The following is a 22,877-nucleotide window of genomic DNA, read 5'->3' as shown; positions in this document are numbered from 1 at the left end:
TGATCGACTGGAGTTCGATCCGCTGGCCACGGCCAGCCCGGTCGGCCGCCGATCGGATTGCCCGGGGCGCTAAGTGCCAGAGATGGCGTCCAGCTCGTCGGCGATCTGCTCCACCTCGGCGCGCAGCCGGCGCAGTGCCGCGCGGGCCGCCGGGTCCGGCAGGGTGTGGATCTCGACGGTCAGTTCGACCACGAACTCCTTGAGCTTGCGGGCCAGGCTCACCGCCTCCACCGCGCCGGGGCGGCAGGCCAGCACCACCCGGAGGGCGGCGGCGAGACGAGCGGGGGAATCGTCCACGCTGGGGTCCATCCGCGGGTTCACTCCTCGACGGCCGATGATGAATGGTTCATCCGGGCAACCCTGGGGCAGCCGGGCCGGAGAGATCTCATCCTGTGATGGGATCCGGCGATATTTCCGTCGGCGCGGACGAGTTCCGGGCCTTGAAGATCTCCGCAAATGCCCTACAGTTCCGCCCGAAATGGGGCAGAGTGAGAGCAGCGCATCACGGTTGGAGCCCCTCCATGAAAGTCAAGCAGCTGGTGACCTACGCGATCGTCGCGTTCGTGGTCTTCTATTTGTTCACCCAGCCGACCGGCGCCGCGAACGCCGTACGTGGGGTGATGGACGGCATCGGCACCGGCGCGGGCGCGCTGGCGCAGTTCTTCAACTCCCTGTTCGCGGGCTCGTAGCGGGCCGCGGGGCGGCCAATTCTTGACGGATTAGGGGGCGGAAGGTCCTCCTCTCTTCCCGGCTAGTTATGATCATTCGGGTTGCCGGGTACATAGCAGCGGGAAACTGACCGCAGGAGGCCCCCTGATGCAGGTCAAGAAGGTGCTCACGTATGCGGGTATCGCGTTCGTGGTCTTCTACCTCTACACGCAGCCGTCTGCCGCAGCTGCGGCCGTGAGAGGTGTGTTCGACGGTGTCAACACAGGCGCCACGCAGTTGGCGACTTTCTTCACGCAGGTTCTAGGGTGATCTGACCCGGCCCGTGAGTCCGCTCACGGGCCTGATTTTTGCGGCTCGGTCCGGGGAGCGCGCCAATTCCGCCCGGACATGACGGTTGTGGTCGAGGGGTCGGCCTGCGCACGCCGTCAGCGTGCCCAGGCTCGATCACCTGACACCATGTCAGGCGACTCCCCCCCAGTATCCACTACAGAGCGTCACTTGACCACCACACGTACAGAATCCGACTTAGTGCACAAAAGTCACTGAAAACGCATTTATTCCACGGGTCCCAGTGGGGATGTCGCGGAAATTCCCGCGAACGAACTCCATAGCCGTAATGACAGATTTAACAATTCGCCGATAACATCACCGAACGTGGCTGAAGGTGATCTTCCAGCAGCGCGTCTGGCCGACGATCTGTATTTCGTCATGCACGACGACGTCAGTGGGCGAGGACGGCTCCATCCCCGGCTGACCGGTCTCGGACTGGCCGCCGCCATCCTCGGCGAGCTGATGCTCGCCGGGCGCGTCACAGTGCGCCTGGTGCCGGGGCAGGTCCAGCTCGCCGTGGTCGAGGCGGGCCCGACCGGCGACGCGCCGACCCAGTTCGCGCTGAACCATATCCAGGCCGAGCCGACCCACCCGCTCGGCACCTGGCTGCTCTTCCTGGCCCGTACGGCGCACGCCGACATCGCCGCCCGGATGACCGAGGCCGGGCTGCTCCGCCCGCCGGGACGGCGGCTGCTGGCCAAACAGCTCCAGGCGCCGGTGGCGGCCAACACGGCCGCCTGGCCGGTCGGCCGCCTGAACCTGGCCATCGAGCGCCGCCAGCCGCTCCGGATGCAGGACGCCGTGCTGTTCGGGCTGGTGGTCGCCACCGGCGGCGGGCAGCTGGTGCTCTGGGACCAGAACCCGCGCTACCTGCGCGAGTCCATCGCCGCCCTGCCGGAGACGCTGCAGCAGCTGATCGCCCAGACCGAGGCCGCCTGCGGCGACGCCGTCATCAGCAGAAGGTGACGCTCACCGGACCGGGCACCCCGCGGCCCGCAGCGTCTCCTTCACGTCGCCGATCTTGAGTTCGCCGAAGTGGAAGACGCTGGCCGCCAGCACCGCGTCCGCGCCCGCCTTGACCGCGGGCGGGAAGTCGGCCAGCCGGCCCGCGCCGCCAGAGGCGATCACCGGGACGGTGACCACCGCCCGGACGGCTTCGATCATCTCGATGTCGTAGCCGTCCTTGGTGCCGTCGCCGTCCATCGAGTTGAGCAGGATCTCGCCGACGCCCAGCTCCTGGCCGCGCGCCGCCCACTCGACCGCGTCGATGCCGGTGCCGCGCCGCCCGCCGTGCGTGGTCACCTCGAAGCCGCTCGGGGTGGGCGGTCCCTCCACCACCCTGCGGGCGTCCACCGACAGCACGACGCACTGCGCGCCGAACCGCCACGACGCCTCGCGCAGCAGTTCGGGGCGGGTGATCGCGGCCGTGTTGATGCCCACCTTGTCGGCGCCGGCCCGGAGCAGGCGGTCCACGTCCTCGACCGCGCGCACGCCGCCGCCCACGGTCAGCGGGATGAAGACCTGCTCGGCGGTCCTGCGGACCACGTCATACATGGTCGAACGATCCCCACTCGACGCGGTGATGTCCAGAAATGTCAGTTCATCGGCGCCTTCCGCGTCGTAGCGGCGGGCCAGCTCCACCGGGTCGCCCGCGTCCCTGAGGTTCTCGAAGTTGACGCCCTTGACCACCCGGCCGGCGTCCACGTCCAGGCAGGGGATCACCCGCACCGCGACCGTCATGGCCGGTACGCCTCGACTTCGACCTCGACCAGCATCCTCGGGTCGACCAGACCGGCCACCTGGACACTGGTGCAGGCCGGGCGTACCTCGCCGAACAGGTGCCCGTGCGCGTCGCCGGCCGCGTCGAAGTCGGCCTTGTCGACCACGTACATCCGGGTGCGGACCACGTCGTCCAGGCTGGCCCCGGCCTTCACCAGAGCGTCCAGGGCCACCCCGAAGGCGGTGATGGTCTGGTTGTATGCGTCGCCGACGTGCTGGACCTCGCCGCCCACCACGGCGGTGCAGCCGGAGACCAGGACGTGCGGGCCGGCGATCACGGCGCGGGAGTAGCCGTAGCGGTCCTCCCAGGGGCCGCCGGAGGCGATCCGGGTCGCGGGGATCATGCGCGCACCGCCGCGAGCGCCGACTCCAGGGTGAACTGCCCGGCGTACAGGGCCTTGCCGACGATGGCGCCCTCGACGCCCAGCGGGACCAGGGTGGCCAGCGCCTCCAGGTCGGCCAGCGACGAGACGCCGCCGCTGGCGATCACCGGCCGGTCGGTCCTGGCGCACACCTCGCGCAGCAGGTCCAGGTTGGGGCCGCGGAGCGTGCCGTCCTTGGTGACGTCGGTGACCACGTAGCGGGGGCAGCCGTCGGCCTCCAGCCGGTCCAGCACCTCCCACAGGTCGCCGCCCTCCTCGGTCCAGCCGCGGGCGGCCAGCGTGGTGCCGCGCACGTCCAGGCCGACCGCGATCCGGTCGCCGTGGGTCGCGATGATCTTGGCGCACCAGGCCGGGTCCTCCAGCGCGGCCGTGCCGATGTTGACCCGGCGGCAGCCGGTGGCCAGCGCCGCCGCCAGCGAGGCGTCGTCGCGGATGCCGCCGGACAGCTCCACCTGGACGTCGAGCTTGCCGACCACCTCGGCCAGCAGCTCCCGGTTGGCGCCCCGGCCGAAGGCGGCGTCCAGATCCACCAGGTGGATCCACTCGGCCCCGGCCCGCTGCCAGGCGAGCGCGGCGGCGAGCGGGTCGCCGTACGAGGTCTCCGACCCCGCCTCGCCCTGCACCAGGCGGACGGCCTGTCCGTCCGCCACGTCCACGGCGGGTAGCAACACCAGCGACCCGGTTTCAGACATTTCACGACCTCCGGTCGAAGAAGACGGTGACGAGCACCGGGATCAGCAGGATCGACACCCCGAAGACGGCGAGCCTGGCCATCCAGGTGTCGAGGAGGACCCAGGCCAGGGCCTGGATCAGGAACCACAGAACCGCCATCACAGCGTTCTGGGTGCGCCGCCGTCGCGCCAGGTAGCCACCTTGCCTGGCCACCCGTACCGGCTTGGGCAGTGGCTTGGCCAGCACGGCGGTGAGCCGGCCGCGCAGTTCCCTGCGCCGGGCGGCGCGGGCCTCGCGCCTGGCCCGCTCGGCGGCCAGTTTCTCCCGCTCCGCGTCACGGGCGGCTCGCCGCCTGGCTCGTTCCTTGCTCATGGAATGATCATCACAGGCTCATCGCAGGGTGGCGAGCCAGTTCGCCAGCAGCGTCGCGCCCGCGTCGCCGGATTTCTCCGGATGGAACTGGGTGGCCATCAGCGGCCCGTTCTCCACCGCCGCGACGAAGGGTACGCCGTGCTCCGCCCAGGTCACCAGCGGCTGGGTGAAGCCGGGCCCGGCCTGGAGCTCCCAGTGCCTGACCCCGTAGGAGTGCACGAAGTAGAACCGGGTGTCCGCGTCCAGGCCGCGGAACAGCACCGACTCGGCGGGGGCGGCGACGGTGTTCCAGCCCATGTGCGGCAGCACCGGCGCGTCCAGGCGCTCCACCGTGCCGGGCCACTCGCCGCAGCCCTCGGTGTGCACGCCGTGCTCGACGCCCTTCTCGAACAGGATCTGCATGCCGACGCAGATGCCCAGCACCGGCCGCCCGGCCGCGAGGCGGCGGCCGACGATCCGGTCCCCGCGCACCTCCTTGAGCCCGGCCATGCAGGCGGCGAACGCGCCGACGCCGGGCACCACCAGGCCGTCGCACTCCAGCGCGGCCTCGTAGTCGGCGGTCACGGTGACCTCGGCGCCGGTCCTGGCCAGCGCCCGCTCGGCCGAGCGCAGGTTGCCCGAGCCGTAGTCCAGGACGACGACGCGCCTGGTCACAGCACGCCCTTGGTGCTCGGCACGCCGACCGACCTCGGGTCAGGCTCCGACGCCGCGCGCAGGGCCCGGGCCAGCGCCTTGAACTGCGCCTCCACGATGTGGTGCGCGTTGCGCCCGTACGGCACCCGCACGTGCAGGCAGATCGCCGCCTGGGCCACGAACGACTCCAGGATGTGCCGGGTCAGCGTGGTGTCGTAGTCGGGCCCGATCATCGGCGCCATGCCGTCCGGCTCGCTGTGCACCAGGTACGGCCGCCCGGACAGGTCCACGGTGACCTCGGCCAGCGCCTCGTCCAGCGGGCAGGACGCGTTACCGAACCGCCGGATGCCCGACTTGTCGCCCAGCGCCTGGCGGAACGCCGCGCCCAGCGCGATGGCGGTGTCCTCGATCGTGTGGTGCGAGTCGATGTGCAGGTCGCCCTGGGTCTTCACGGTCAGGTCGAACAGGCCGTGTTTGCCGAGCTGGGCGAGCATGTGGTCGTAGAAGCCGACCCCGGTGGACACCTCGACCTCGCCGGTCCCGTCGAGGTTGACCTCGACCAGGACCGAGGTCTCCTTGGTGGCGCGCTCGATCCGACCGACTCTCATCAGAGAACCCCTTCCAGCGCGGCGCGGAAGGCCGCCATCTCATCACTTGTGCCGATGGAAACGCGCAGCCATCCGTCCGGCCCGGTCTCCCGGATGAGGACCCCGCGGTCGAGAATCCCCTCCCACACCGCGTGCCGATCCGGGAACATACCGAATAGCACGAAATTAGAGTCACTATCTGCGACCGTAAGGCCACGTTTCCGTAGCCAGGCCACGGTGGCGTCCCGCTCGGCGCGCAGCGCGTCGACCGTGCCGAGCAGCTCGTCGCGGTGGGCCAGCGCGACCCGGGCGGCGGCCTGGGTCAGCGTGGACAGGTGGTACGGCAGCCGGACCAGCAGCATCGCGTCCACCACGGCCGGGTCGGCGGCCAGATACCCGACCCGGGCCCCGGCCAGCGCGAACGCCTTGGACATGGTCCTGGACACGATCAGCCGGGGGTGTCCGGGCAGCAGGGTCAGCGCCGACGGGGTGCCGGCCCTGGCGAACTCCGCGTACGCCTCGTCCACCACCACCATGCCGGGCGCGGCGGCCAGCACCCGCCGGATCACCTCCAGCGGCAGCGCGGTCCCGGTCGGGTTGTTCGGCGAGGTCAGGAAGACCACGTCGGGGCGGTGCTCCTCGATCAGCGCGACCGCCCGGCCGGGGTCCAGCGAGAAGTCCTGCTCGCGCCCGCCCTCGATCCAGCGGGTGCTGGCGCCGGCCGCGATGATCGGGTGCATCGAGTAGGACGGCTCGAACCCGATCGCGGAGCGGCCGGGCCCGCCGAACGCCTGGAGCACCTGCTGCAGGATCTCGTTGGAGCCGTTGGCCGCCCACAGCTGCCGGCCGGTCAGCCCGTGGCCCAGATAGTCGGCCAGGTCCTTGCGCAGCTCGACGGCGTCCCGGTCCGGGTAGCGGTTGAGCGTGGCCGCGCCGCGCCTGATCGCCTCGGCCAGATCCGCGATCAGCGCCGCCGACGGCGGGTGCGGGTTCTCGTTGGTGTTGAGCCGCACGGCCACGTTGAGCTGCGGCGCGCCGTACGGCTGCTTGCCCCGCAGGTCGTCCCGGATGGGCAGATCGTCAAGAGTGGTCACGGGGCGGGGATCTCCCAGTCGAAGCGGGCACGGATGGCGGCGCCGTGGCCGGGCAGGTCCTCGGCGTCGGCGAGGGCGCACACGAGCGGGGCGGCTTCGGCGAGCGCCGCCCGGGTGTAGTCGATCACGTGCACGCCGCGCAGGAAGGTCTGGACGGACAGGCCGGAGGAGTGGCACGCGCACCCGCCGGTGGGCAGCACGTGGTTGGAGCCGGCCAGGTAGTCGCCCAGCGAGACGGGCGCGAACGCGCCCACGAAGACGGCTCCGGCGTTGCGCACCCGGGCCGCCACGGCGGCGGCGTCGGCGGTCTGGATCTCCAGGTGCTCGGCCGCGTAGGCGTCCACCACCCGGAGGCCGTCCTCGATCGAGGAGACCAGCACGATGCCGGACTGGCGGCCGGCCAGCGCGGCCGAGATGCGCTCGGTGTGCCTGGTGGCCGCGACCTGGGTGGAGATCTCCTTCTCCACCGCCTCGGCCAGGTCCTCGGAGTCGGTGACCAGGACGGCGGCGGCCAGCGGGTCGTGCTCGGCCTGGCTGATCAGGTCGGCGGCCACGTGCACCGGGTCGGCGGTCGCGTCGGCAAGCACCGCGATCTCGGTGGGGCCGGCTTCGGCGTCGATCCCGATCCGGCCCTTGAGCAGGCGTTTGGCGGCGGCGACCCAGACGTTGCCGGGGCCGGTGACCATGCTGACGGGAGCGCAGTCGGCGGTGCCGTAGGCGAACATGGCGACCGCCTGGGCGCCGCCCACCGCGTAGACCTCCTCGACGCCGAGTAGGGCGCAGGCGGCCAGGATGGTGGGGTGCGGCAGCCCGTCGGCCTGCGGCGGCGAGGCCACGGCCATCGACTCGACGCCGGCCTCCTGGGCGGGGACCACGTTCATGATCACGCTGGACGGGTAGACGGCCAGGCCGCCCGGCGCGTACAGACCGACCCGGTCGACCGGAACCCAGCGTTCCGTGACGGTGCCGCCGGGGACCACGGTGGTGGTGACGTCGGTGCGGCGCTGGTCCCCGTGGACCAGGCGGGTGCGCCGGATGGCCTCCTCCAGTGCTGCCCTGACCTGCGGGTCCAGCCCGGCCAAGGCGGCCTGGGCGGCCTCGGCGGGCACCCGGGCGGTGGGGAGGTCGACGCCGTCGAATCGCGCGGTCAGCTCCCGTACGGCTGCCGCGCCCCGATGGCGCACGTCCTCACAGATCGGCCGCACCTTCTCCAGGGCGGCTTCCACGTCAAGGTCGGCGCGGGGCAGCACGTCGCGCAGGTCCCGGGGCAGCGGGCCGCGCAGGTCGATACGGGAAATCACCCGCCCAGTCTACGGACGGGCAGGCCGTAATCCGGTTCTGTCCACGATTCGGACATGTCGCCCCGGGCCAGATGATCACCCAGATAGCGCATAGAGGGTTAATTCACCTCATGAACCTCAATACTATTACCCAATGGCTGAATCACCGACGGCGCGCGACCGCCTTTTACCGCCATTCCAGGGCAGCGTCCTCTGGGGGTGGGCGGGGCCACTACTCGTGACCGTGTTCGGGGCTTTCCTCCGCCTACGTGACCTTGGCAAACCCCACTCGGTGATGTTCGACGAGACGTACTACGCCAAGGAAGCGCTTTCACTGCTCAAATTTGGCGTAGAGCGCAAGTCGGTGGAGAAGCCTGACATCCCGCTACTCAACGGTGGCGAAGTGTTCGCCCACTGTCCGGCCGTCGCGGATTGCGCCAGTTACGTGGTGCACCCACCGCTCGGCAAGTGGATGATCGCCCTGGGCGAGCTGATCTTCGGCGTCAACCCGTACGGCTGGCGGATCGTGACCGCCGTGCTGGGCGTCCTGTCGATCCTGATCCTGGCCAGGACCGCCCGCCGGATGACCCGCAACACCCTGCTCGGCTCGCTGGCCGGGCTCCTGCTCGCCATCGACGGCCTGCACCTGGTGCTGTCCAGGTCCGCGCTGCTGGACAACTTCCTGACGTTCTGGCTGATCGCCGCGTTCGCCTGCCTGGTCGTCGACCGGGACCGAACCCGGGAGCGCCTGGTCGCCTGGTACGAGTCGTCCGGCCTGGACGAACACGGCCCCAAGCTGGGCTGGCGGCCGTGGCGGCTGGCCGCCGGGCTCTGCCTGGGGGCGGCGATGGCCACCAAGTGGACCGGCCTCTTCTTCGTCGTGGCGTTCACGATCATGGTCTTCGTCTGGGACCTGGGGGCGCGCCGGGCGGTCGGGCTGCGCCGGCCGCTCGCGGGGGCGTACCGGCTGGATCTGCCGCTGACGGCGGCCTGGACGTTCGTGCTGCCCGGCGTCATGTACGTGCTGTCGTTCGCGGGCTGGTTCGCCACCGAGGGCGGCTACGGCCGCAACTGGAGCCAGGCCACCGCGCACGGCCCGGTCTTCTTCGTGATCGACTCCTTCCGGTCCTGGTTCAACTACCAGTACGCGGCGCTGAACTTCCACACCGGCCTCAGCAAGGCCCACGACTACCAGTCCTGGCCCTGGTCCTGGCCGCTGCTGCAACGCCCGGTGCTGTTCTTCAACGAGCAGGCCCCCGGCTGCGACGTGTCCTCCTGCAACCAGGCCGTGCTCGCCGTCGGCACCCCCGTCATCTGGTACGGCGGCCTGCTCGCCCTGATCGCGATGATCGCCTGGTACACCGCCACCCGGGACTGGCGGGCCGGCTCGGTCCTGCTCGGCTACGCGGTCGGCTGGCTGCCCTGGTTCTACTTCGCCCTCGCCGACAACCGCACCATGTACATCTTCTACGCGCTGCCGATGCTGCCCTTCCTGATCCTGGCCATCGTGCTGGCCGCCGGGCTGCTGATCGGCCCCGCCGACGCGCCGCCGTCCCGGCGCGCCGTGGGGGCCGCGATCGTCGGGGTGTTCACCCTGTTCGCGCTGGCCAACTTCTGGTGGCTGCATCCGATCCTGACCGCCGAGAACATCCCGCACGCCGAGTGGTATCGGCGGATGCTGTTCGGCAGCTGGGTCTGATCACAGCGAGATGGGGCTGGTCACCACGTTGACCCCGTCCGGGGTGCGGAAGTGCAGCCGGAACCGGCCGAGCGGGATCGGCCGGATGGTGAAGCCGCCGACCTCGTCGACCGGCACGCTGGCGTCCCGGCCGGACACCAGCACCACCCGCACCTCCCCCGGCCGGGGCGGGATCAGCTGGCCCTGCAGGGCGTCGCCGGTCACCCCGATCTCGATCAGCACGCCGGATCTGCTCTCGAACGAGATGTCGCGCAGCGCGGCCACCTCGGCCCGCACCAGCACGCCTGGCGCGGCGTGGCCGAGCCCGGAGTCGTAGGTCAGCTCGGCCAGCTCGGCGTCCACGTGCTGCCAGGTGAACACGGCCCGGCCGAGTTCCAGCACCTCGGCGGGGACGCCGTCGACGGCCTGGAACAGGGCGGCCAGTTCGGCCATGAGCACGTCGTCGGACTGGTCGGACGGCTCGTCGGCGGGCGGGTGCTCACGCATGGCACCCATCCTGCCCGCGTCCGGCCCGGGACGCACCAGGTGTCTCACCCGGCGCGTCACACGGCATCGGAGAATGAACAGTTGACATGGAGACGCCCCTCCCGGCGGCCCCGGAGCGGTGGCCGGGATCGAGTCCCGGCCACCGCCACGAGTCACTTCGTGGGCGGACGGTGCTCGGCGACGACCTGCGCGGCCACGGTCCTGAGGTCGGTCCCCGGCTCCTCGCCGCGTCTGGCGAGCATGCCGGAGAACCGGGCGGCCGCGAAGGAGGTGCCGCTCCACCGGGCGAAGCCGGAGTCGAACGAGGCGCGCCCCAGGGAGGTGGTCCCGCCCTCCAGGTCCGGCCGGAGGATCTCCACCCGGCCGGCGAAATAGGTGCTGGCCACGTCCACGCCGTCGACCGCGGCGTCCACCCAGGGCAGGTTCGGGCTGAACGGAGCCTTCTCCACGATCATGTCGTCGTGGGTGGCGCCGACCGCGATGACCTCGTCGTAGGCGGCCGGCCAGACCGGCGTGCTGGCGGTGACGTCGGCGAACTTGGGCCGGTCGGAGCGGGGCCGGCGGGCTCCGTGGTTGCCGGCCGCGGCGACCAGGATCATGGTGCCGGCCAGCCGTTCCACGGCCCGGGTGAGGACCAGCGGCGGGGAGTGGTCGGCGGTGACGCAGCCGAACGACAGGTTGAGGATGTCGACCTTGCCGAGGAAGCTCATCATGGCCTCGGCGACGTCCCAGGAGGAGACCGAGACGCCCATGTCGTCCAGGACCGCGCGGACCACGAGGCGGGCGTTGGGCGCCTCCTGGAGGATGGACCCGCAGACGAACGCGCTGTGCCCGGCGAGCGACGGGTAGGGCTCGGGCCCGCCGAAGATGGCCTCCGGCGGCGCCTCGTAGCGCCCGGCCAGCTCCGGGTGCGCGGCCAGCCGGGTGTCGAGGACGCCCACCCGCAGGCCCGCCCCGGTGACCGGCGGAATCGTGACGGCCGGGCACGGGGTCGGCCGGTCCTCGCCGCCGCCCGTGTACGGCGACCCGGCGACGCCGTCCATCAGGCGGTGTTTGCCCCAGGTCGGGACCCAGCCCTCGAACTCGTCGGCGAAGCTGCGGCGCAGCGCGTACAGCACCAGGTCCAGGTCGGGCACCACGCTGTCCGGGCCGAACGCGGCCAGGCGGTCCGCCCAGGCCGCCCTGGCCAGCTCCTCGTCGGCGCGGAACGGCCCGGCCGCCTCCGCCAGGCCGGGCAGGTCGACCAGGACCAGGTCCAGAGCCCGGCTCACGGCCACCTCGCGCCAGGTCAGCCCGGCCAGCTTCACCAGGCGTTCGCGGACCAGCTCGGCGTGCCGGAGATCGACGACGATCTGGTCCTGGCTCCACGCGCCCATCGCGCCGCGGTAGACGTTTCTGGGTATCTGGGACATGACTTCGCTCCTGAAAAGTGTTGGTACGCGGCCGGTTGCCGGATGTTGCTCTATTGACGGAGGCGAGTGACCCGGATTTGATACATCTCCCGCGGGATCCCGCCGGAGAAAATCCGCCTCGGCAGATTCGGAGGATGACGACGACCACGCCCGACGCCCTGGCGCTGGCCGAGGCCGACCCCCAGCGGGCGATGGCCTTCGCCGCCGCCCTGGCCCGGCGGGCCCGCGCGGCCCGCGACCCGCTGGCCGAGTCGACCGCCAGGCGCGCGCTGGGCATCGCCTCGGTGCACCTGAACCAGCTGGTGACCGCCAGCCGGCACCTGAACGCGGCGATCCGGCTGGCCGAGCGGGCCGGCTCCGCGGAGCTGGCGGCCGAGGCCCGGCTCCGGCTGGCCTTCGTGACCAGCGTGGGCGGCCGTCCGCAGCAGGCGCTGCGGGAGATCGAGGAGCTGCTGCCCGGCCTGCACGGGGTGCTCAGGGCCAGGGCCGAGGCGCAGCGGGCCGCCGTCTACAACCATCTGGGGCGGCGGGCCGACGCGCTGGCCTGCTACCGGGCCGCGATCCCGGTGCTGCGCCGGGCCGGCGACCAGCTGTGGCTGCAGCGGGTGCTGTCCAACCGCGGCATCATGCACGGCTACCAGCAGGATTTCACCGCCGCCGAGACCGACTTCCGCGAGGCCGAGGCGCTCTGCCGGGAACTCGGCCTGGACATGTCGCTGGCCATCGTGTGGATGAACCGGGGCTGGATGACCGGCTCGCGCGGCGACGTGCCGGCCGCGCTGCGCTACTTCGACCAGGCCGAGGCCCGCTTCCGCGCGCTGGGCACCCACCAGCTGGGCTGGCTGCTGACCGACCGGGCCGAGCTGCTGCTGTCGGTCGGCCTGGTCGCGGAGGCGCGGGCGGCGGCCGAGGAGGCGGTGGCCGAGCTGGAGCGGCTGCGCCGCGCCATCCTGCTGCCGGAGGTGCGGCTGCTGCTGGCCCGCGCCGCCACCATGGCCGGCGACCACGAGGGCGCGCTGCGCGCGGCCCGCACCGCGGTCCGCGAGTTCGCCGCCCAGCAGCGCCCGGAGTGGCGGGTGCTGGCCTCCTTCGTGGTGCTCAGGTCCCGGCTGGCCGCCGGCCGGCCCGGCATCCCGGTACGGCGGCTGGAGACCCTCGCCGACGACCTGGACGCGGCCGGCTGGACCGCCGCGGGCGTGGAGACCCGCCTGCTGGGCGCCCGCCTGGCGCTGGGCCGGGGCCAGAGCGCGCGCGGGCGGGAGCTGCTGGCGCGGGCCACCAGGGCGCGCGGCCGGGGCCCGGCCCTGCTCCGGGTCCGCTCCTGGCAGGCGGCGGCGCTGCTGCGGCTGTCGGCGGGCAACCGGGCCGGCGCGGCCGTGGCGATCAGGACGGCGCTGCGGATCCTGGACGAGCACCGCGCCTCGCTGGGCGCGACGGACCTGCGCGCCTACTCCTTCGGGTTCCGGATCGAGCTGGCCGAGCTCGGGCTGCGGATGGCCTTCGCGCACGGCTCGGCGGCCCGGGTGCTGGCCTGGGCGGAGCAGGGCCGGGCCAGCCACCTGCTGATGAAACGGGCCCGCCCGCCCGAGGACCCGTGGCTGGTGGGGGCGCTGGCCCAGCTGCGGGCCACCGCGAGCGACCTGGCGGCGAGCCGGAACCCGAAGGTCGCGCAGCGGCAGGCCGCGCTGGAACGGGAGATCCGCGACTACAGCCGGCGGCGGCACGGCGCTGCCGGTCCCGCGGCGGGACCGCCCCGGGTGGCCCGGCTGGCCGAGGCGCTCGGCGAGCAGGCCCTGGTCGAGTACGTCCAGCTGGACGGCGCGCTGCACGCCGTCACGGTGGTCGGCGGCAGGACCCGGCTGCACGACCTGGGCCCGCTGGCGCCGATCAGGGACCTGGTGGAGCGGGTGCCGTTCGCGCTGCGGCGGCTGGCCCGCGCCGAGGGCGCCCCGACCGGCCCTTCCACCACCGCGTCCGGTCCTTCCGCCCCGGCCGGCCCTTCCGCCGCCGCGCAGATGGTCCGGCACGCCGCCGCCCGGCTGGACGCGCTGCTGCTGGCCCCGCTGGCGGCCGAGCTCGGGGACCGGCCGCTGGTGCTGATCCCGACCGGGCCGCTGCAGTTCCTGCCCTGGTCGGTGCTGCCGTCCTGCGCCGGCCGGGCGGTCAGCGTCGCGCCGTCGGCGGGCCTGTGGCACACTGCGAGCGGGCGCTCCGGCGGCGGGCATGTGGCCGCGGTCGCCGGTCCCGGGCTGCCGGGCGCGCACGAGGAGGCGGCCGCCGTCGCCGCCCTGTACGGGACCAAGCCCCTGGCCGGCGAGGACGCCACCGCCGAGGCGGCGCTGGCCGCGCTGGACGGCGCCATGCTGGCGCACCTGGCCGCGCACGGCCGGGTCAACCTGACCAACCCGCTGTTCTCCGCGCTCCGGCTGGCCGACGGGCCGCTCACCGTCTACGACCTGGAACGCCTGGCCGAGCCGCCGCGCCTGGTCATCCTGGCCGCCTGCGAGAGCGGCAGGTCGGTGGTGCGGGCCGGGGACGAGCTGCTCGGCCTGAGCGCCACCTTCCTGGCGCTGGGCACCCGCTGCATCATCGCCTCCCTGGTCCCGGTGCCGGACGCGCAGACGACCCCGCTGATGGTCGCCCTGCACGGCCTGCTGGCCGAGGGCCGATCCGCGGCGACCGCGCTGGCGCTGGCCCAGGAGCGGGTGGCGGGGGTGGCGGCGGCCGGGTTCGTCTGCCTGGGCGCCGGTTCGGCCACACTAGGCTGAACTCCGTGGCGAAGAAGAAAGGCGGGCAGGGCACCCCGGCGACGGTGGCCCTGGCACAGGCGAAGGCCGAGTTCACCCTGCACCCCTACGATCACGACCCCGGCGCGGAGGCGTACGGGGACGAGGCCGCGACCGCGCTGGGCGTGCCGGCGGACCGGATCTTCAAGACGCTGGTGGCCGAGACCGAGGCCGGGCTGGCCGTGGCGGTCGTGCCGGTGGCCGGCAAGCTGGACCTGAAGGCGTTCGCGGCGGCGCTCAACGGCAAGAAGGCCGCGATGGCGGAGGCCGCCAAGGTGGAGCGGGTGACCGGCTACGTGGTCGGCGGGATCAGCCCGCTCGGCCAGCGCAAGCGGCTGCCCACGGTGGTGGACGAGTCGGCGCTGGGCTTCGACACGATCTACTTCTCGGCGGGGCGGCGCGGCCTGCAGATCGAGACCGCGCCCGGCAACCTGGTGCGGCTCACCCAGGCGGTCACCGCGCCCATCTCACGCGGCTAGACCGGCGACCCGCAGCACTTCTTGTACTTGCGCTCCGCGCCGCACCAGCAGGGGTCGTTGCGGCCGGGCGGCCAGGCGATGTCGTCGCCGGGGTCGGCCTGCTCGACCGAGCCGCCCGAGGTGATCCTGACCACGGCCACCCGCGCCTCCAGGTCGGCCTCCCTGAACCCCTTCTCCAGGGCCTTGAGATCGGCCCCGGGCGGGTAGGGCAGCCGCACGGTCGGCTTGCGCGCCACCTCCGGCTGGACCGTGCGGGGCCGCTCCGGCTCCTTAGGCTCGGGCGCGCCGGCCAGATACGCCGTGACCTCCGGGTCCTGCGGACCGCCGAACCGGTTGCGCAGCAGGCTCAGGTAGCGCACGGTCGCCTCGGGGCGGCCGAGATCCATCGCCAGGGTCAGTCCCTCGTCCAGCAGCGCCTTCGCGAAGCCAGGATCCGCGGTGCCCGCCACCATGGCCGCCGCCGGATAGAACTCCTCGTCCCGCTCCCCCGTCGGCAGCCCGGCCAGCTCCCGCTGCCGGGACCTGAGCAGCCGCAGCGCCGTCTCGTCCTCGCCCACCTGGGCGTGGAGTTCGGCCATCGGCAGCCGTAGCGCGCCGCGCAGGCCGGGTTCGGCGTCGGCGAGGTCGCCCAGCACGCCGAGGGTGTCGCGCTCCCAGCCGTCCAGGGTGTACTCGTCCACCAGCACCTCGACGTAGGCGCGCAGGCTCACGTCGCCGCGCGCCCTGGGGTCCAGCAGCGCGCCGGCCAGAAGTTCCCAGGCGGCCCGCTCCTCCCCCCGGTCGTAGGCCCGGTCGAGGGCCCGGTCCAGGTCGAGCGGCTGGAAGAGGTGATCGGGAAGCACCCCAGCACCCTACCCCCGCCGTCCCCGGCCCCTGGCAGGATGGGCGGATGAGCACGTTGCACGAGGCCTCGGCCGTGGAGTTGTCCGGGCTGCTGCGGGAGCGGAGCGTGAGCGCGGTCGAGGTGACCGAGGCGCACCTGCGGCGGATCGAGGCGGTGAACCCGGCGGTCAACGCGATCGTCACCCTGGTCGCCGACCAGGCCCTGGCGCGGGCCGCCGAACTCGACGCGGGGCCGTGGCGTGGCCCGCTGCACGGGCTTCCGGTCGGGCACAAGGACCTGGTGGACACGGCGGGGGTCCGGACCACGTACGGCTCGCGCCTGTTCGCCCACCACGTGCCCACCGCCGACGACCTGCTGGTGACGCGGGTCAGGGAGGCCGGCGGGGTGATGCTGGGCAAGACCAACACGCCCGAGTTCGGCACCGGCTCGCATACCGTCAACGAGGTCTTCGGCGCCACCCGCAATCCCTACGATCTGAGCAAGTCCGCCGGGGGCAGCAGCGGGGGCGCGGCCGCCGCGCTGGCCACCGGGATGGTGGCCCTGGCCGACGGCTCCGACATGGGCGGCTCGCTGCGGAACCCGGCCTCCTTCTGCAACATCGTCGGCCTGCGCCCGACCCCCGGCCGGGTGCCGTTCCGGTCGGCCACGGCGGCCTGGTACACGCTGGGCGTCTCCGGGCCGATGGCCCGCACGGTCGCCGACGTGGCCCTGTTCATGTCCGCCATCGCGGGCTTCGACCCGGTCTCCCCGCTGGCGATCCGGGAGGGCGGCGAGGTGTTCGCCGCGCCGCTCGACCGCGACTTCACCGGGACCAGGATCGCGTTCAGCCCCGACCTGGGCGGCCTGCTCGTCGACACCGAGACGGCCAAGGTGACGGCCAGCGCCGTCCAGGTGCTGACCGGGCTGGGCGCGACCGTCGAGACCGCCGACCCGGACCTGGACGGCGCCGAGGAGACGTTCCGGACCTACCGCTCCTGGTACTACGCGCTCAACTTCGGCGACCTGGCCGGGGTCGGGCCGAACGTGGCGTGGAACGTCGAGCAGGGCCGCGAGGTCACCGGCAACGAGCTGGCCAGGGCAGAACGCCTGCGCTCCGCCCTCTACCACCGGATGAACGCCTTCTTCGACCGGTTCGACTTCCTGGTGGCCCCGGTCAGCCAGGTCCCGCCGTTCCCGGTCGAGGATCCGTACGTGACGGAGATCAACGGCCGGCCGATGCCGGACTATCTGGCCTGGATGCGCTCCTGCTACTGGATCAGCGTGCTCGGCGGCCCCGCCCTCTCGGTGCCCTGCGGGTTCACCGAAGGCGGCCTCCCGGTCGGCGTGCAGATCATCGGCCGCCCGTGGGCCGACCTGGACGTGCTCCAGCTGGGCCACGCCTTCGAGCGGGCCACCGGGCACGGCCGGATCACTCCGCCCGGCGTTCCCGGTACGTGATCGCGAACTCCAGCGCCCAGAACGCGCCCGCCGCCAGCACCGGCCAGAACATCAGCACCCCGAACGCGGTCAGCCCGAGCCGGTCCTGGCTGTCCAGCTGGCCCGCCGTGGCGGCCTGCACGATCTCGCCGCCCATGGACGAGCCGATCTGGTAGGCCACCAGGCCGGCCACGATCCCGCCGGCGGCCAGCCCGGCGACCGAGGCGATCGCCCGCTCCCCCGCGAACCGGTACGCGACCAGCCCGCAGACCAGCCCGAACGCGCCGCAGACGAGCGCGAACCAGCCGTCGGCGGCGATCAGCGTCTGCGTGTTCGGATCGGCGACCAGCCAGTCCGCCTCGACCCGCACATACCGGGTGCGCGGGGCGAGCGCGGACCACGCGAAACCCGCCGCGACCCCCAGAACCGCCAGCACCAGGACCGTTCCCGCGAAGTACTTGAGCTGCCGCACCGTCCCGATGGTACAGAGCCCGCCGGGAATGCGACGCGTCGCGAGCTGTGCTGCCCCGGCCCGGCCCCCCGCCGTTAGCATTGCTCCGTGAACGAAGAGGCGTGGCATATCGAACCTTCCGGACCGCTACGGGGGGACGTCGAGGTCCGAGGGTCCAAGAACGCGGTTTCCAAGCATATGGTCGCGGCGATGCTGGGCACCGGCCCGAGCACGCTGCACAACGCCCCCGAGGTCGGCGAGGTCGGCCTCACGGCCGCCATGCTGGAAGCCCTCGGCATCCACGTGGAGATCTCCGACGGGGAGATCACCATCGAGCAGGGCCCGGAGATCCGTCCCCGGGTGCCGGAGAAGTACACGGGGCTGAACCGCATCCCGATCCTGATGCTGGGCCCGCTGCTGCACCTGGCGGGCGAGGCGTTCGTCCCGATGGTGGGCGGCGACCCGATCGGGCGGCGGCCGGTCAACTTCCACCTGGAAGCGCTGCGCTCGATGGGCGCGGAGATCATCGAGGACGAGAACGGCATCACCGCGAAGGCGACCCGGCTGCACGGCACCCGGATCACGCTGCCGTACCCGAGTGTCGGCGCGACCGAGACGATCCTGATGACGGCCGTGCTGGCCGAGGGCAAGACGGTCATCAAGGGCGCCGCGATGGAGCCCGAGGTGGTCGAGCTCGCGCTGTTCCTGCAGCGGATGGGCGCGATGATCGAGCTCAGCCCGGACCGGCGGATCGTGATCGAGGGCGTGGACCGGCTCCGGGGAGCCTCCACCTGGCTGGCCGGCGACCGGATCGAGGCGTTCTCCTACCTGGTGGCCGGTCTGGTCACCGGGGGCGAGGTGCGGGTGCACGGCTGCCCGCAGGACCGGCTGGTGACCGCGATCACCACGCTGGCCCGGATGGGGGCGCAGTTCGACATCACCGACGACTGGCTGACCGCCTCCGCCCCGGACGGGCTGCGCGCGGCCGCCGTGCAGACCGACACCCACCCCGGCTTCATGACGGACTGGCAGACGCCGCTGATGGTGCTGTTCACCCGGGCCGAGGGCATGTCGGTGCTGCACGAGACGGTCTTCGAGAACCGGCTGGTGTACGTGCCGGCGCTGCAGAAGATGGGCTGCGAGATCGAGGTGTTCGCGCAGTGCCTGGGCGGGCCCGCCTGCCGCTACCACGACACCAACGCCAAGCACTCCGCGGTGGTGCGCGGGGTGTCCAAGCTGCGCGGCGCGGACGTCACGCTGCCGGACATCAGGGCCGGGTTCTCGGCGGTGCTGGCCGCCGCCGTCGCCGACGGGACCTCGACGCTGCGCGGCGTCAACCACATCGAGCGCGGCTACCACCGCCCGTTCGAGCAGTTCACCTCACTCGGCCTGAAGATCCGCCGGGGCTGATCCACCGAGGTCCGGCCGCTTGCCGAAGCGGCCGGACCCGCCGGACGTCACCAGTCGGGGAACCCGCCTTCGTCGCGGTCGCCCCGGTCGTCGCCCCCGTAGTCGCCGCGGTCGTCGTAGTCGCCGTAGTCCCCATAGTCGCCGTGGTCCCCATAGTCGCCGTGGTCGTCGTATTCCCGGTCCCGGTCGCGGCGCTCGCGCCGGTCCCGCCGGTCGCGCCTGCGGTCCTGCCGCTCCCGGTCCCGCTCCAGCTCCCGCAGCCCCGGCGTGAAACCGCCGCCGAACCGCGACATGTCCGGCGCCACGAACGAGGTCGCCGACGTCTCGCGCAGCGCCGACTGCATCGAGTCCACCCAGATCGGCCCCGGCAGCGACGCACCCTGCACCGACCCGTAGTAGGAGCCGCCGATCTCCACCCCGGTCAGCGGGTACTTGTAGGACCCCCGGATGTCGCCGACGCTCACCGCCGCCGCCAGATCCGGGGTGTACCCGGCGAACCAGGCCGAGGTGTAGCTGTTGTTGGTGCCGGTCTTCCCGGCGGCGGGCCGCCCGATCGACTGGCCCTGCATGGTGCCCTGGGTGAACACCCCCGACAGCACCCGGTTGACCGCGTCGGCCACCGGCTCCTCGACCGCCTGCGAGCAGCTCGGCGGCACCTTCACCTTGCGGCCGTCCCGCTCGATGATCTCGATGATCGAGATCGGCTGGCAGTACCGGCCGCGCGCGCCGAAGGTGGCGTACGCGGCGGCCACCGTCAGCGGGTCCATCTCGTTGACGCCGAGGGTGAAGGTGGGCACCTCGGCCAGCGCCCCGCCGTCGGCCCGCCGCACGCCCACCGCCTCCGCGGTCTTCACCACCTCGCACAGGCCGACGTCCCGCTCCAGCATCATGTAGAAGATGTTGGACGACTTCCAGGTGCCCAGCTCCAGGCTGTACGGGCCGCCCTTGCCCTCGCCGCTCGCGTTGTAGATCGTCGCGCTGGGGGCGTTGACCTTCTCGCCGGCGCAGTTGGTGAACCCGTGGGAGGGGACGTACGCGCCCGGGGTGTTGAAGCCCTGGCCGAAGCGCCAGCCCTTGGCCAGCGCGGTGGCCAGGGTGAAGATCTTGAAGGTGGAGCCGGCCTGGAAGCCCATGCCGCCGCCGTGCGCCCGGTCGGCGGGCAGGTTGATGCTGGTGGCGCGCTCGGGGTTGCGGCCGTACTTCTTGCTGGCGGCCAGGGCGCGGACCTCGCCGGTGCCCGGCACGATCATCGCCTCGGCGGCCACCTCGGTGTCCTTGGGCGAGACCCGGGACGAGATGGCCTGCTCGGCGGCGCGCTGGGCGATCGGGTCGAGGCTGGTGCGCAGGGTCAGGCCGCCGCGCTGCAGCCGCCGCTCCCGGTCCGCCTGGCTGTAGCCGAAGGCGGGGCTGGTCAGCACCTCCGCCTGGACGTACGCGCAGAAGAACGGGAAGGCGCTGGCCGCGCAGCCGCCCTCCTCGGCCTGCATGCGCAGGCCGAGCGGCGCCGCCTTGGCCTGCGCGGCCGCCGCGGCCGTCACCATGCGCAGCTGCGCCATCCGGTCCAGCACCAGGTTCCGCCGCTCCAGCAGCCGGTCCCGCTGCTCGGTCCCGAGCGAGGGATCGGTCCCGTACGGCGTGCGAACCGCCCCCGCCAGGGTGGCCCCCTGCACCAGGCTCAGCTGGGCCGCGTCCACCCCGAAGAACCGCTGCGCCGCGGCCTGCACCCCGAACGCGCCCGCCCCGAAGTAGGCGATGTTCAGGTACCGCTCCAGGATCTCGTCCTTGGTGTAGTGCTCCTCCATGGACAGCGCGTAGCGCAGCTCGGCCAGTTTGCGGCGGATGCTCTGCACCCGGGCCGAATCCCGGTCCCGCTCCGACTCGGCCCGGTTGACCAGGATGTTCTTGACCAGCTGCTGGGTCAGCGAGCTGCCGCCCTGCTTGATCCCGCCCGCCTGCGCGTTGGCCACCAGGGCGCGCAGGGTGCCCTTGACGTCCATGCCGGCGTGCTCGTAGAAGCGGGAGTCCTCGATGGCGACGATGGCGTTGCGCATCGGCCGGGACACCTGCCCGATCGGGACGGACTGCCGGTTCTGGTAGTAGAACTGGGCGATCTGGGCGCCGTTCTTGTCCAGGATCCGGGTGAGTTCCGGCAGCGGATCCTCCCGGGGCGGCGGCGGCAGATCGGTGAACGTCTCGGCCGTGGCGTTGCCGACCACACCGGCCCCCACCACCATCGGCACGACCACGGCGGCGGCCAGCAGCCCGCCGACCGCTCCGCACAGTGCCAGCCCGCCCGCAGCGCCAACCCGCGCCATCGCAGTTCCCCCCGCTCGAACATAAAACGACCAGGGGGAGCGCATGCAGCGTCAACGTAACACAAGGCGTCACCGAACCCGAATACGTCGTCACCCAGTGTGAACGGGTCAGACGACCTCATCGCGCGACGCGCCGGTCCGCAGCAGCGGCGGGATCAGGAAGCGGGCGCTGCCCCGCCGGTACAGCGCGGCCGGCCGGCCGACCTCGGGAAAGCGCTGTTCACCGGTCGGTTCCAGGAATGCCTCCGCGCGTGTCATCTTCCTGCGGAAGTTGCTCGGGTCCAGCTTGAACCCCCACACCACCTCGTAAATCCGCCGCAACTCCCCGACCGTGAACGGTTCCGGGCAGAACCTGGCGGCGACAGTGGTGTGCTCCAGCTGGGTTCTGGCGCGTTCCAGCGCGTCCCGCAGGATCGTCCGGTGGTCGAAGGCGAGGATCATCCGACCCTCCAGCACCTCCGCGACCGGCGTCCAGGCCGCCTGCCGCGCGTCGGTCCCCGCCACCGGCCTGGGCAGGTCAGGACCGAGCGCCAGGTAGGCGACAGTTATCACCCGTCCGCGCGGGTCCCGGTCCGGGTCGCTGTAGGCGCGCACCTGCTCCAGGTGCAGCTCCCGCCCGTCCAGCGAGGTCTCCTCGCGCAGTTCCCGCAGCGCGGTCTGATCCAGCGTCTCCCCCGGCCGGACATAACCGCCGGGCAGCGCCGACGCGCCCCGGAACGGCTCGTTCCCCCGCTCTATCAGCAGAATGTTCAACTCGCCGTCGCGCACCGTGAATATCACCAGATCCACGGTCACCGAACACACCTCCGGGTCGCGCCCGGTCGTACCGATCACACCCCCAGCCTAGCTAAGAGTCACCTTGACTCAAAGTCGGCTGACCGATTATGGTCACACCCACCTTAACTTAGTTCAAGAGGCCGAGGAGAACAGCGGTGGACGGCGGCGTCAGCACCACCAGAACCGGCATCGGTGTGATCACGACCACCCCGGGCGAGATGGGCGCGGTGCGGGACGTCCTGGACCTCACCCTGACGGCCAGCGGGACCATCCCCTGCTACGAGGGCACCGTACACGCCCGGGGCACCTCCACCCGGGTCGCCGCGGTGCGCGCCCCGGGCGCCACCGACGCTTTCACGCACCTGGCCCGGAACTACGCGCCCGAGATCGTGGTCTTCACCGGCCTGGCGGACGGCCTCGACCCCCGGCTGTCCCCCGGCGACGTCGTGGCCGCCACCGAGATCATCGAATACGACTTCCGCTGGGAGACCTCCACCGAGACCAGCCACTGGGGTTCGGCGCGGAACGGCCCGGGGAGCCTCACCCACGCCGTCAACTGCTTCTTCACCGACTACGGCAGGCCCGCGCACTTCCAGACCGAGGACGCGCGCGGCGTCACCCGCGCCCACCGGGTGCTCAACGGGCCGATCGGCACGGGCCACGCCGTGGCCGCCGAACCCCTCGGCGACCTGCGCGCCGTCAACGACCGGCTGCTGGCCGCCGACGCGGCCGCCCTCGGCCTGGCCCGCGCCTTCGACGATCGCGAAGAATCGCTCGGCACCCGCGGCTGGGTGGTGATCCGCGGGATCGCCGGCAGCGCCGCCCAGGCGCGGACCGACACCTCCGAGGCCACCGCCGCCTGGCACGCCGCCGCCGTCCTGCAGTCCCTGATCCCCTACCTGCTGCTGAACACGCGCTGATCGAATCGGTCATCGGACGTCCATCTTCCGGTGCTCAGAAGAGTGGCTCCCGGGGGGAGGCGAAGGCCGCTGGTTAGGGTCGG

24 protein-coding genes are annotated in these 22,877 nt (G+C 72.4%); 9 read left to right on the top strand and 15 right to left on the bottom strand.

Annotated elements, in window-relative coordinates:
• Nucleotides 1–69: 69 nt before the first annotated feature.
• Nucleotides 70–309 carry a hypothetical protein gene (locus tag Acor_RS05715; protein WP_155335471.1) on the bottom strand — a complete coding sequence of 80 codons (240 nt, stop codon included), beginning with the start codon at nucleotides 307–309 and terminating at the stop codon, nucleotides 70–72.
• 212 nt (nucleotides 310–521) lie between these two features.
• Here Acor_RS05715 and Acor_RS42000 point away from each other — a divergent pair, with 212 nt between their 5' ends.
• From Acor_RS42000 to Acor_RS05710, 3 genes are all read left to right on the top strand, one after another.
• The gene (locus Acor_RS42000) at nucleotides 522–689 is read left to right on the top strand and encodes a hypothetical protein (RefSeq protein WP_170316800.1); all 168 of its coding nucleotides are present in this window, start codon (nucleotides 522–524) and stop codon (nucleotides 687–689) included.
• Between the two features lie 127 nt (nucleotides 690–816).
• A complete protein-coding gene (locus Acor_RS41995; protein WP_170316799.1) occupies nucleotides 817–978 on the top strand; it encodes a hypothetical protein in 162 nt (53 codons plus the stop codon).
• Between the two features lie 345 nt (nucleotides 979–1,323).
• Nucleotides 1,324–1,965 carry a GOLPH3/VPS74 family protein gene (locus Acor_RS05710; protein WP_155335470.1) on the top strand — a complete coding sequence of 214 codons (642 nt, stop codon included), beginning with the start codon at nucleotides 1,324–1,326 and terminating at the stop codon, nucleotides 1,963–1,965.
• A gap of 3 nt (nucleotides 1,966–1,968) precedes the next feature.
• On the opposite strand, the gene hisF is transcribed toward Acor_RS05710, so the two are convergent.
• Genes hisF through hisD form a run of 8 tightly spaced genes read right to left on the bottom strand, consistent with a single transcriptional unit; the run spans nucleotide 1,969 to nucleotide 7,820 of the window.
• The gene (gene hisF, locus Acor_RS05705; RefSeq protein WP_155335469.1) at nucleotides 1,969–2,739 is read right to left on the bottom strand and encodes an imidazole glycerol phosphate synthase subunit HisF; all 771 of its coding nucleotides are present in this window, start codon (nucleotides 2,737–2,739) and stop codon (nucleotides 1,969–1,971) included.
• Complete coding sequence (locus Acor_RS05700; RefSeq protein ID WP_155335468.1) at nucleotides 2,736–3,122, bottom strand: RidA family protein; 387 nt, start codon at nucleotides 3,120–3,122, stop codon at nucleotides 2,736–2,738. The genes hisF and Acor_RS05700 overlap by 4 nt, the downstream gene beginning before the upstream one ends.
• Nucleotides 3,119–3,853, bottom strand: coding sequence for a bifunctional 1-(5-phosphoribosyl)-5-((5-phosphoribosylamino)methylideneamino)imidazole-4-carboxamide isomerase/phosphoribosylanthranilate isomerase PriA (gene priA / locus Acor_RS05695; RefSeq protein WP_155335467.1), 735 nt, complete (start codon nucleotides 3,851–3,853; stop codon nucleotides 3,119–3,121). The genes Acor_RS05700 and priA overlap by 4 nt, the downstream gene beginning before the upstream one ends.
• A gap of 1 nt (nucleotide 3,854) precedes the next feature.
• Entirely contained in the window at nucleotides 3,855–4,205 is a 351-nt protein-coding gene (locus tag Acor_RS05690) for a hypothetical protein (protein WP_155335466.1), read from the bottom strand.
• An 18-nt stretch (nucleotides 4,206–4,223) separates the two neighbouring features.
• The gene (gene hisH, locus Acor_RS05685) at nucleotides 4,224–4,859 is read right to left on the bottom strand and encodes an imidazole glycerol phosphate synthase subunit HisH (RefSeq protein ID WP_155335465.1); all 636 of its coding nucleotides are present in this window, start codon (nucleotides 4,857–4,859) and stop codon (nucleotides 4,224–4,226) included.
• The gene (gene hisB, locus Acor_RS05680; RefSeq protein WP_155335464.1) at nucleotides 4,856–5,449 is read right to left on the bottom strand and encodes an imidazoleglycerol-phosphate dehydratase HisB; all 594 of its coding nucleotides are present in this window, start codon (nucleotides 5,447–5,449) and stop codon (nucleotides 4,856–4,858) included. Before hisB ends, hisH begins: the two co-directional genes overlap by 4 nt.
• Nucleotides 5,446–6,519 (bottom strand): histidinol-phosphate transaminase, encoded by a 1,074-nt coding sequence (locus Acor_RS05675; RefSeq protein ID WP_155335463.1) that lies wholly within the window; start codon nucleotides 6,517–6,519, stop codon nucleotides 5,446–5,448. The genes hisB and Acor_RS05675 overlap by 4 nt, the downstream gene beginning before the upstream one ends.
• Entirely contained in the window at nucleotides 6,516–7,820 is a 1,305-nt protein-coding gene (hisD, locus tag Acor_RS05670) for a histidinol dehydrogenase (RefSeq protein WP_155335462.1), read from the bottom strand. The genes Acor_RS05675 and hisD overlap by 4 nt, the downstream gene beginning before the upstream one ends.
• Before the next feature lie 133 nt (nucleotides 7,821–7,953).
• On the opposite strand from hisD, the gene Acor_RS05665 reads away from it, so the two are divergent.
• Nucleotides 7,954–9,498, top strand: a complete 1,545-nt coding sequence (locus Acor_RS05665; RefSeq protein ID WP_155335461.1) for a dolichyl-phosphate-mannose--protein mannosyltransferase — start codon at nucleotides 7,954–7,956, stop codon at nucleotides 9,496–9,498.
• Here Acor_RS05665 and Acor_RS05660 read toward each other — a convergent pair whose 3' ends face one another.
• Nucleotides 9,499–9,984, bottom strand: coding sequence for a hypothetical protein (locus Acor_RS05660; RefSeq protein ID WP_155335460.1), 486 nt, complete (start codon nucleotides 9,982–9,984; stop codon nucleotides 9,499–9,501).
• 152 nt (nucleotides 9,985–10,136) lie between these two features.
• Nucleotides 10,137–11,396, bottom strand: a complete 1,260-nt coding sequence (locus tag Acor_RS05655) for a S8 family peptidase (RefSeq protein ID WP_155335459.1) — start codon at nucleotides 11,394–11,396, stop codon at nucleotides 10,137–10,139.
• Nucleotides 11,397–11,530: 134 nt separating this feature from the next.
• Here Acor_RS05655 and Acor_RS45345 point away from each other — a divergent pair, with 134 nt between their 5' ends.
• Both Acor_RS45345 and ybaK read left to right on the top strand, forming a co-directional pair.
• Nucleotides 11,531–14,164 (top strand): CHAT domain-containing protein, encoded by a 2,634-nt coding sequence (locus Acor_RS45345; RefSeq protein ID WP_155335458.1) that lies wholly within the window; start codon nucleotides 11,531–11,533, stop codon nucleotides 14,162–14,164.
• A gap of 5 nt (nucleotides 14,165–14,169) precedes the next feature.
• Nucleotides 14,170–14,661 (top strand): Cys-tRNA(Pro) deacylase, encoded by a 492-nt coding sequence (ybaK, locus tag Acor_RS05645; RefSeq protein WP_155335457.1) that lies wholly within the window; start codon nucleotides 14,170–14,172, stop codon nucleotides 14,659–14,661.
• Here the strand turns inward: ybaK and Acor_RS44020 are convergent.
• Entirely contained in the window at nucleotides 14,658–15,503 is an 846-nt protein-coding gene (locus Acor_RS44020) for an SEC-C domain-containing protein (protein ID WP_246238445.1), read from the bottom strand. The two genes, ybaK and Acor_RS44020, sit on opposite strands and share 4 nt — an antisense overlap.
• A 47-nt stretch (nucleotides 15,504–15,550) precedes the next feature.
• On the opposite strand from Acor_RS44020, the gene Acor_RS05635 reads away from it, so the two are divergent.
• Complete coding sequence (locus Acor_RS05635; RefSeq protein WP_155335456.1) at nucleotides 15,551–16,942, top strand: amidase; 1,392 nt, start codon at nucleotides 15,551–15,553, stop codon at nucleotides 16,940–16,942.
• Here the strand turns inward: Acor_RS05635 and Acor_RS05630 are convergent.
• The gene (locus Acor_RS05630; RefSeq protein ID WP_155335455.1) at nucleotides 16,914–17,393 is read right to left on the bottom strand and encodes a hypothetical protein; all 480 of its coding nucleotides are present in this window, start codon (nucleotides 17,391–17,393) and stop codon (nucleotides 16,914–16,916) included. The two genes, Acor_RS05635 and Acor_RS05630, sit on opposite strands and share 29 nt — an antisense overlap.
• 87 nt (nucleotides 17,394–17,480) lie before the next feature.
• Between Acor_RS05630 and murA the strand changes: the two genes are divergently transcribed.
• The gene (gene murA / locus Acor_RS05625; RefSeq protein WP_155335454.1) at nucleotides 17,481–18,782 is read left to right on the top strand and encodes a UDP-N-acetylglucosamine 1-carboxyvinyltransferase; all 1,302 of its coding nucleotides are present in this window, start codon (nucleotides 17,481–17,483) and stop codon (nucleotides 18,780–18,782) included.
• 47 nt (nucleotides 18,783–18,829) lie between these two features.
• Here the strand turns inward: murA and Acor_RS05620 are convergent, their stop codons facing one another.
• Nucleotides 18,830–21,097, bottom strand: coding sequence for a transglycosylase domain-containing protein (locus Acor_RS05620; protein ID WP_155335453.1), 2,268 nt, complete (start codon nucleotides 21,095–21,097; stop codon nucleotides 18,830–18,832).
• A 108-nt stretch (nucleotides 21,098–21,205) separates the two neighbouring features.
• Nucleotides 21,206–21,931: an NUDIX hydrolase gene (locus tag Acor_RS05615; RefSeq protein ID WP_246238444.1), complete on the bottom strand. Its 726-nt coding sequence runs from the start codon at nucleotides 21,929–21,931 to the stop codon at nucleotides 21,206–21,208.
• A 98-nt stretch (nucleotides 21,932–22,029) separates the two neighbouring features.
• Here Acor_RS05615 and Acor_RS05610 point away from each other — a divergent pair, with 98 nt between their 5' ends.
• Nucleotides 22,030–22,794 (top strand): phosphorylase family protein, encoded by a 765-nt coding sequence (locus Acor_RS05610; RefSeq protein WP_155335452.1) that lies wholly within the window; start codon nucleotides 22,030–22,032, stop codon nucleotides 22,792–22,794.
• Nucleotides 22,795–22,877 lie beyond the last annotated feature (83 nt).

It is taken from the genome of Acrocarpospora corrugata, from assembly GCF_009687845.1.
Lineage (GTDB): Bacteria > Actinomycetota > Actinomycetes > Streptosporangiales > Streptosporangiaceae > Acrocarpospora > Acrocarpospora corrugata.
This window is presented reverse-complemented; position numbering and strand designations above follow the sequence as displayed.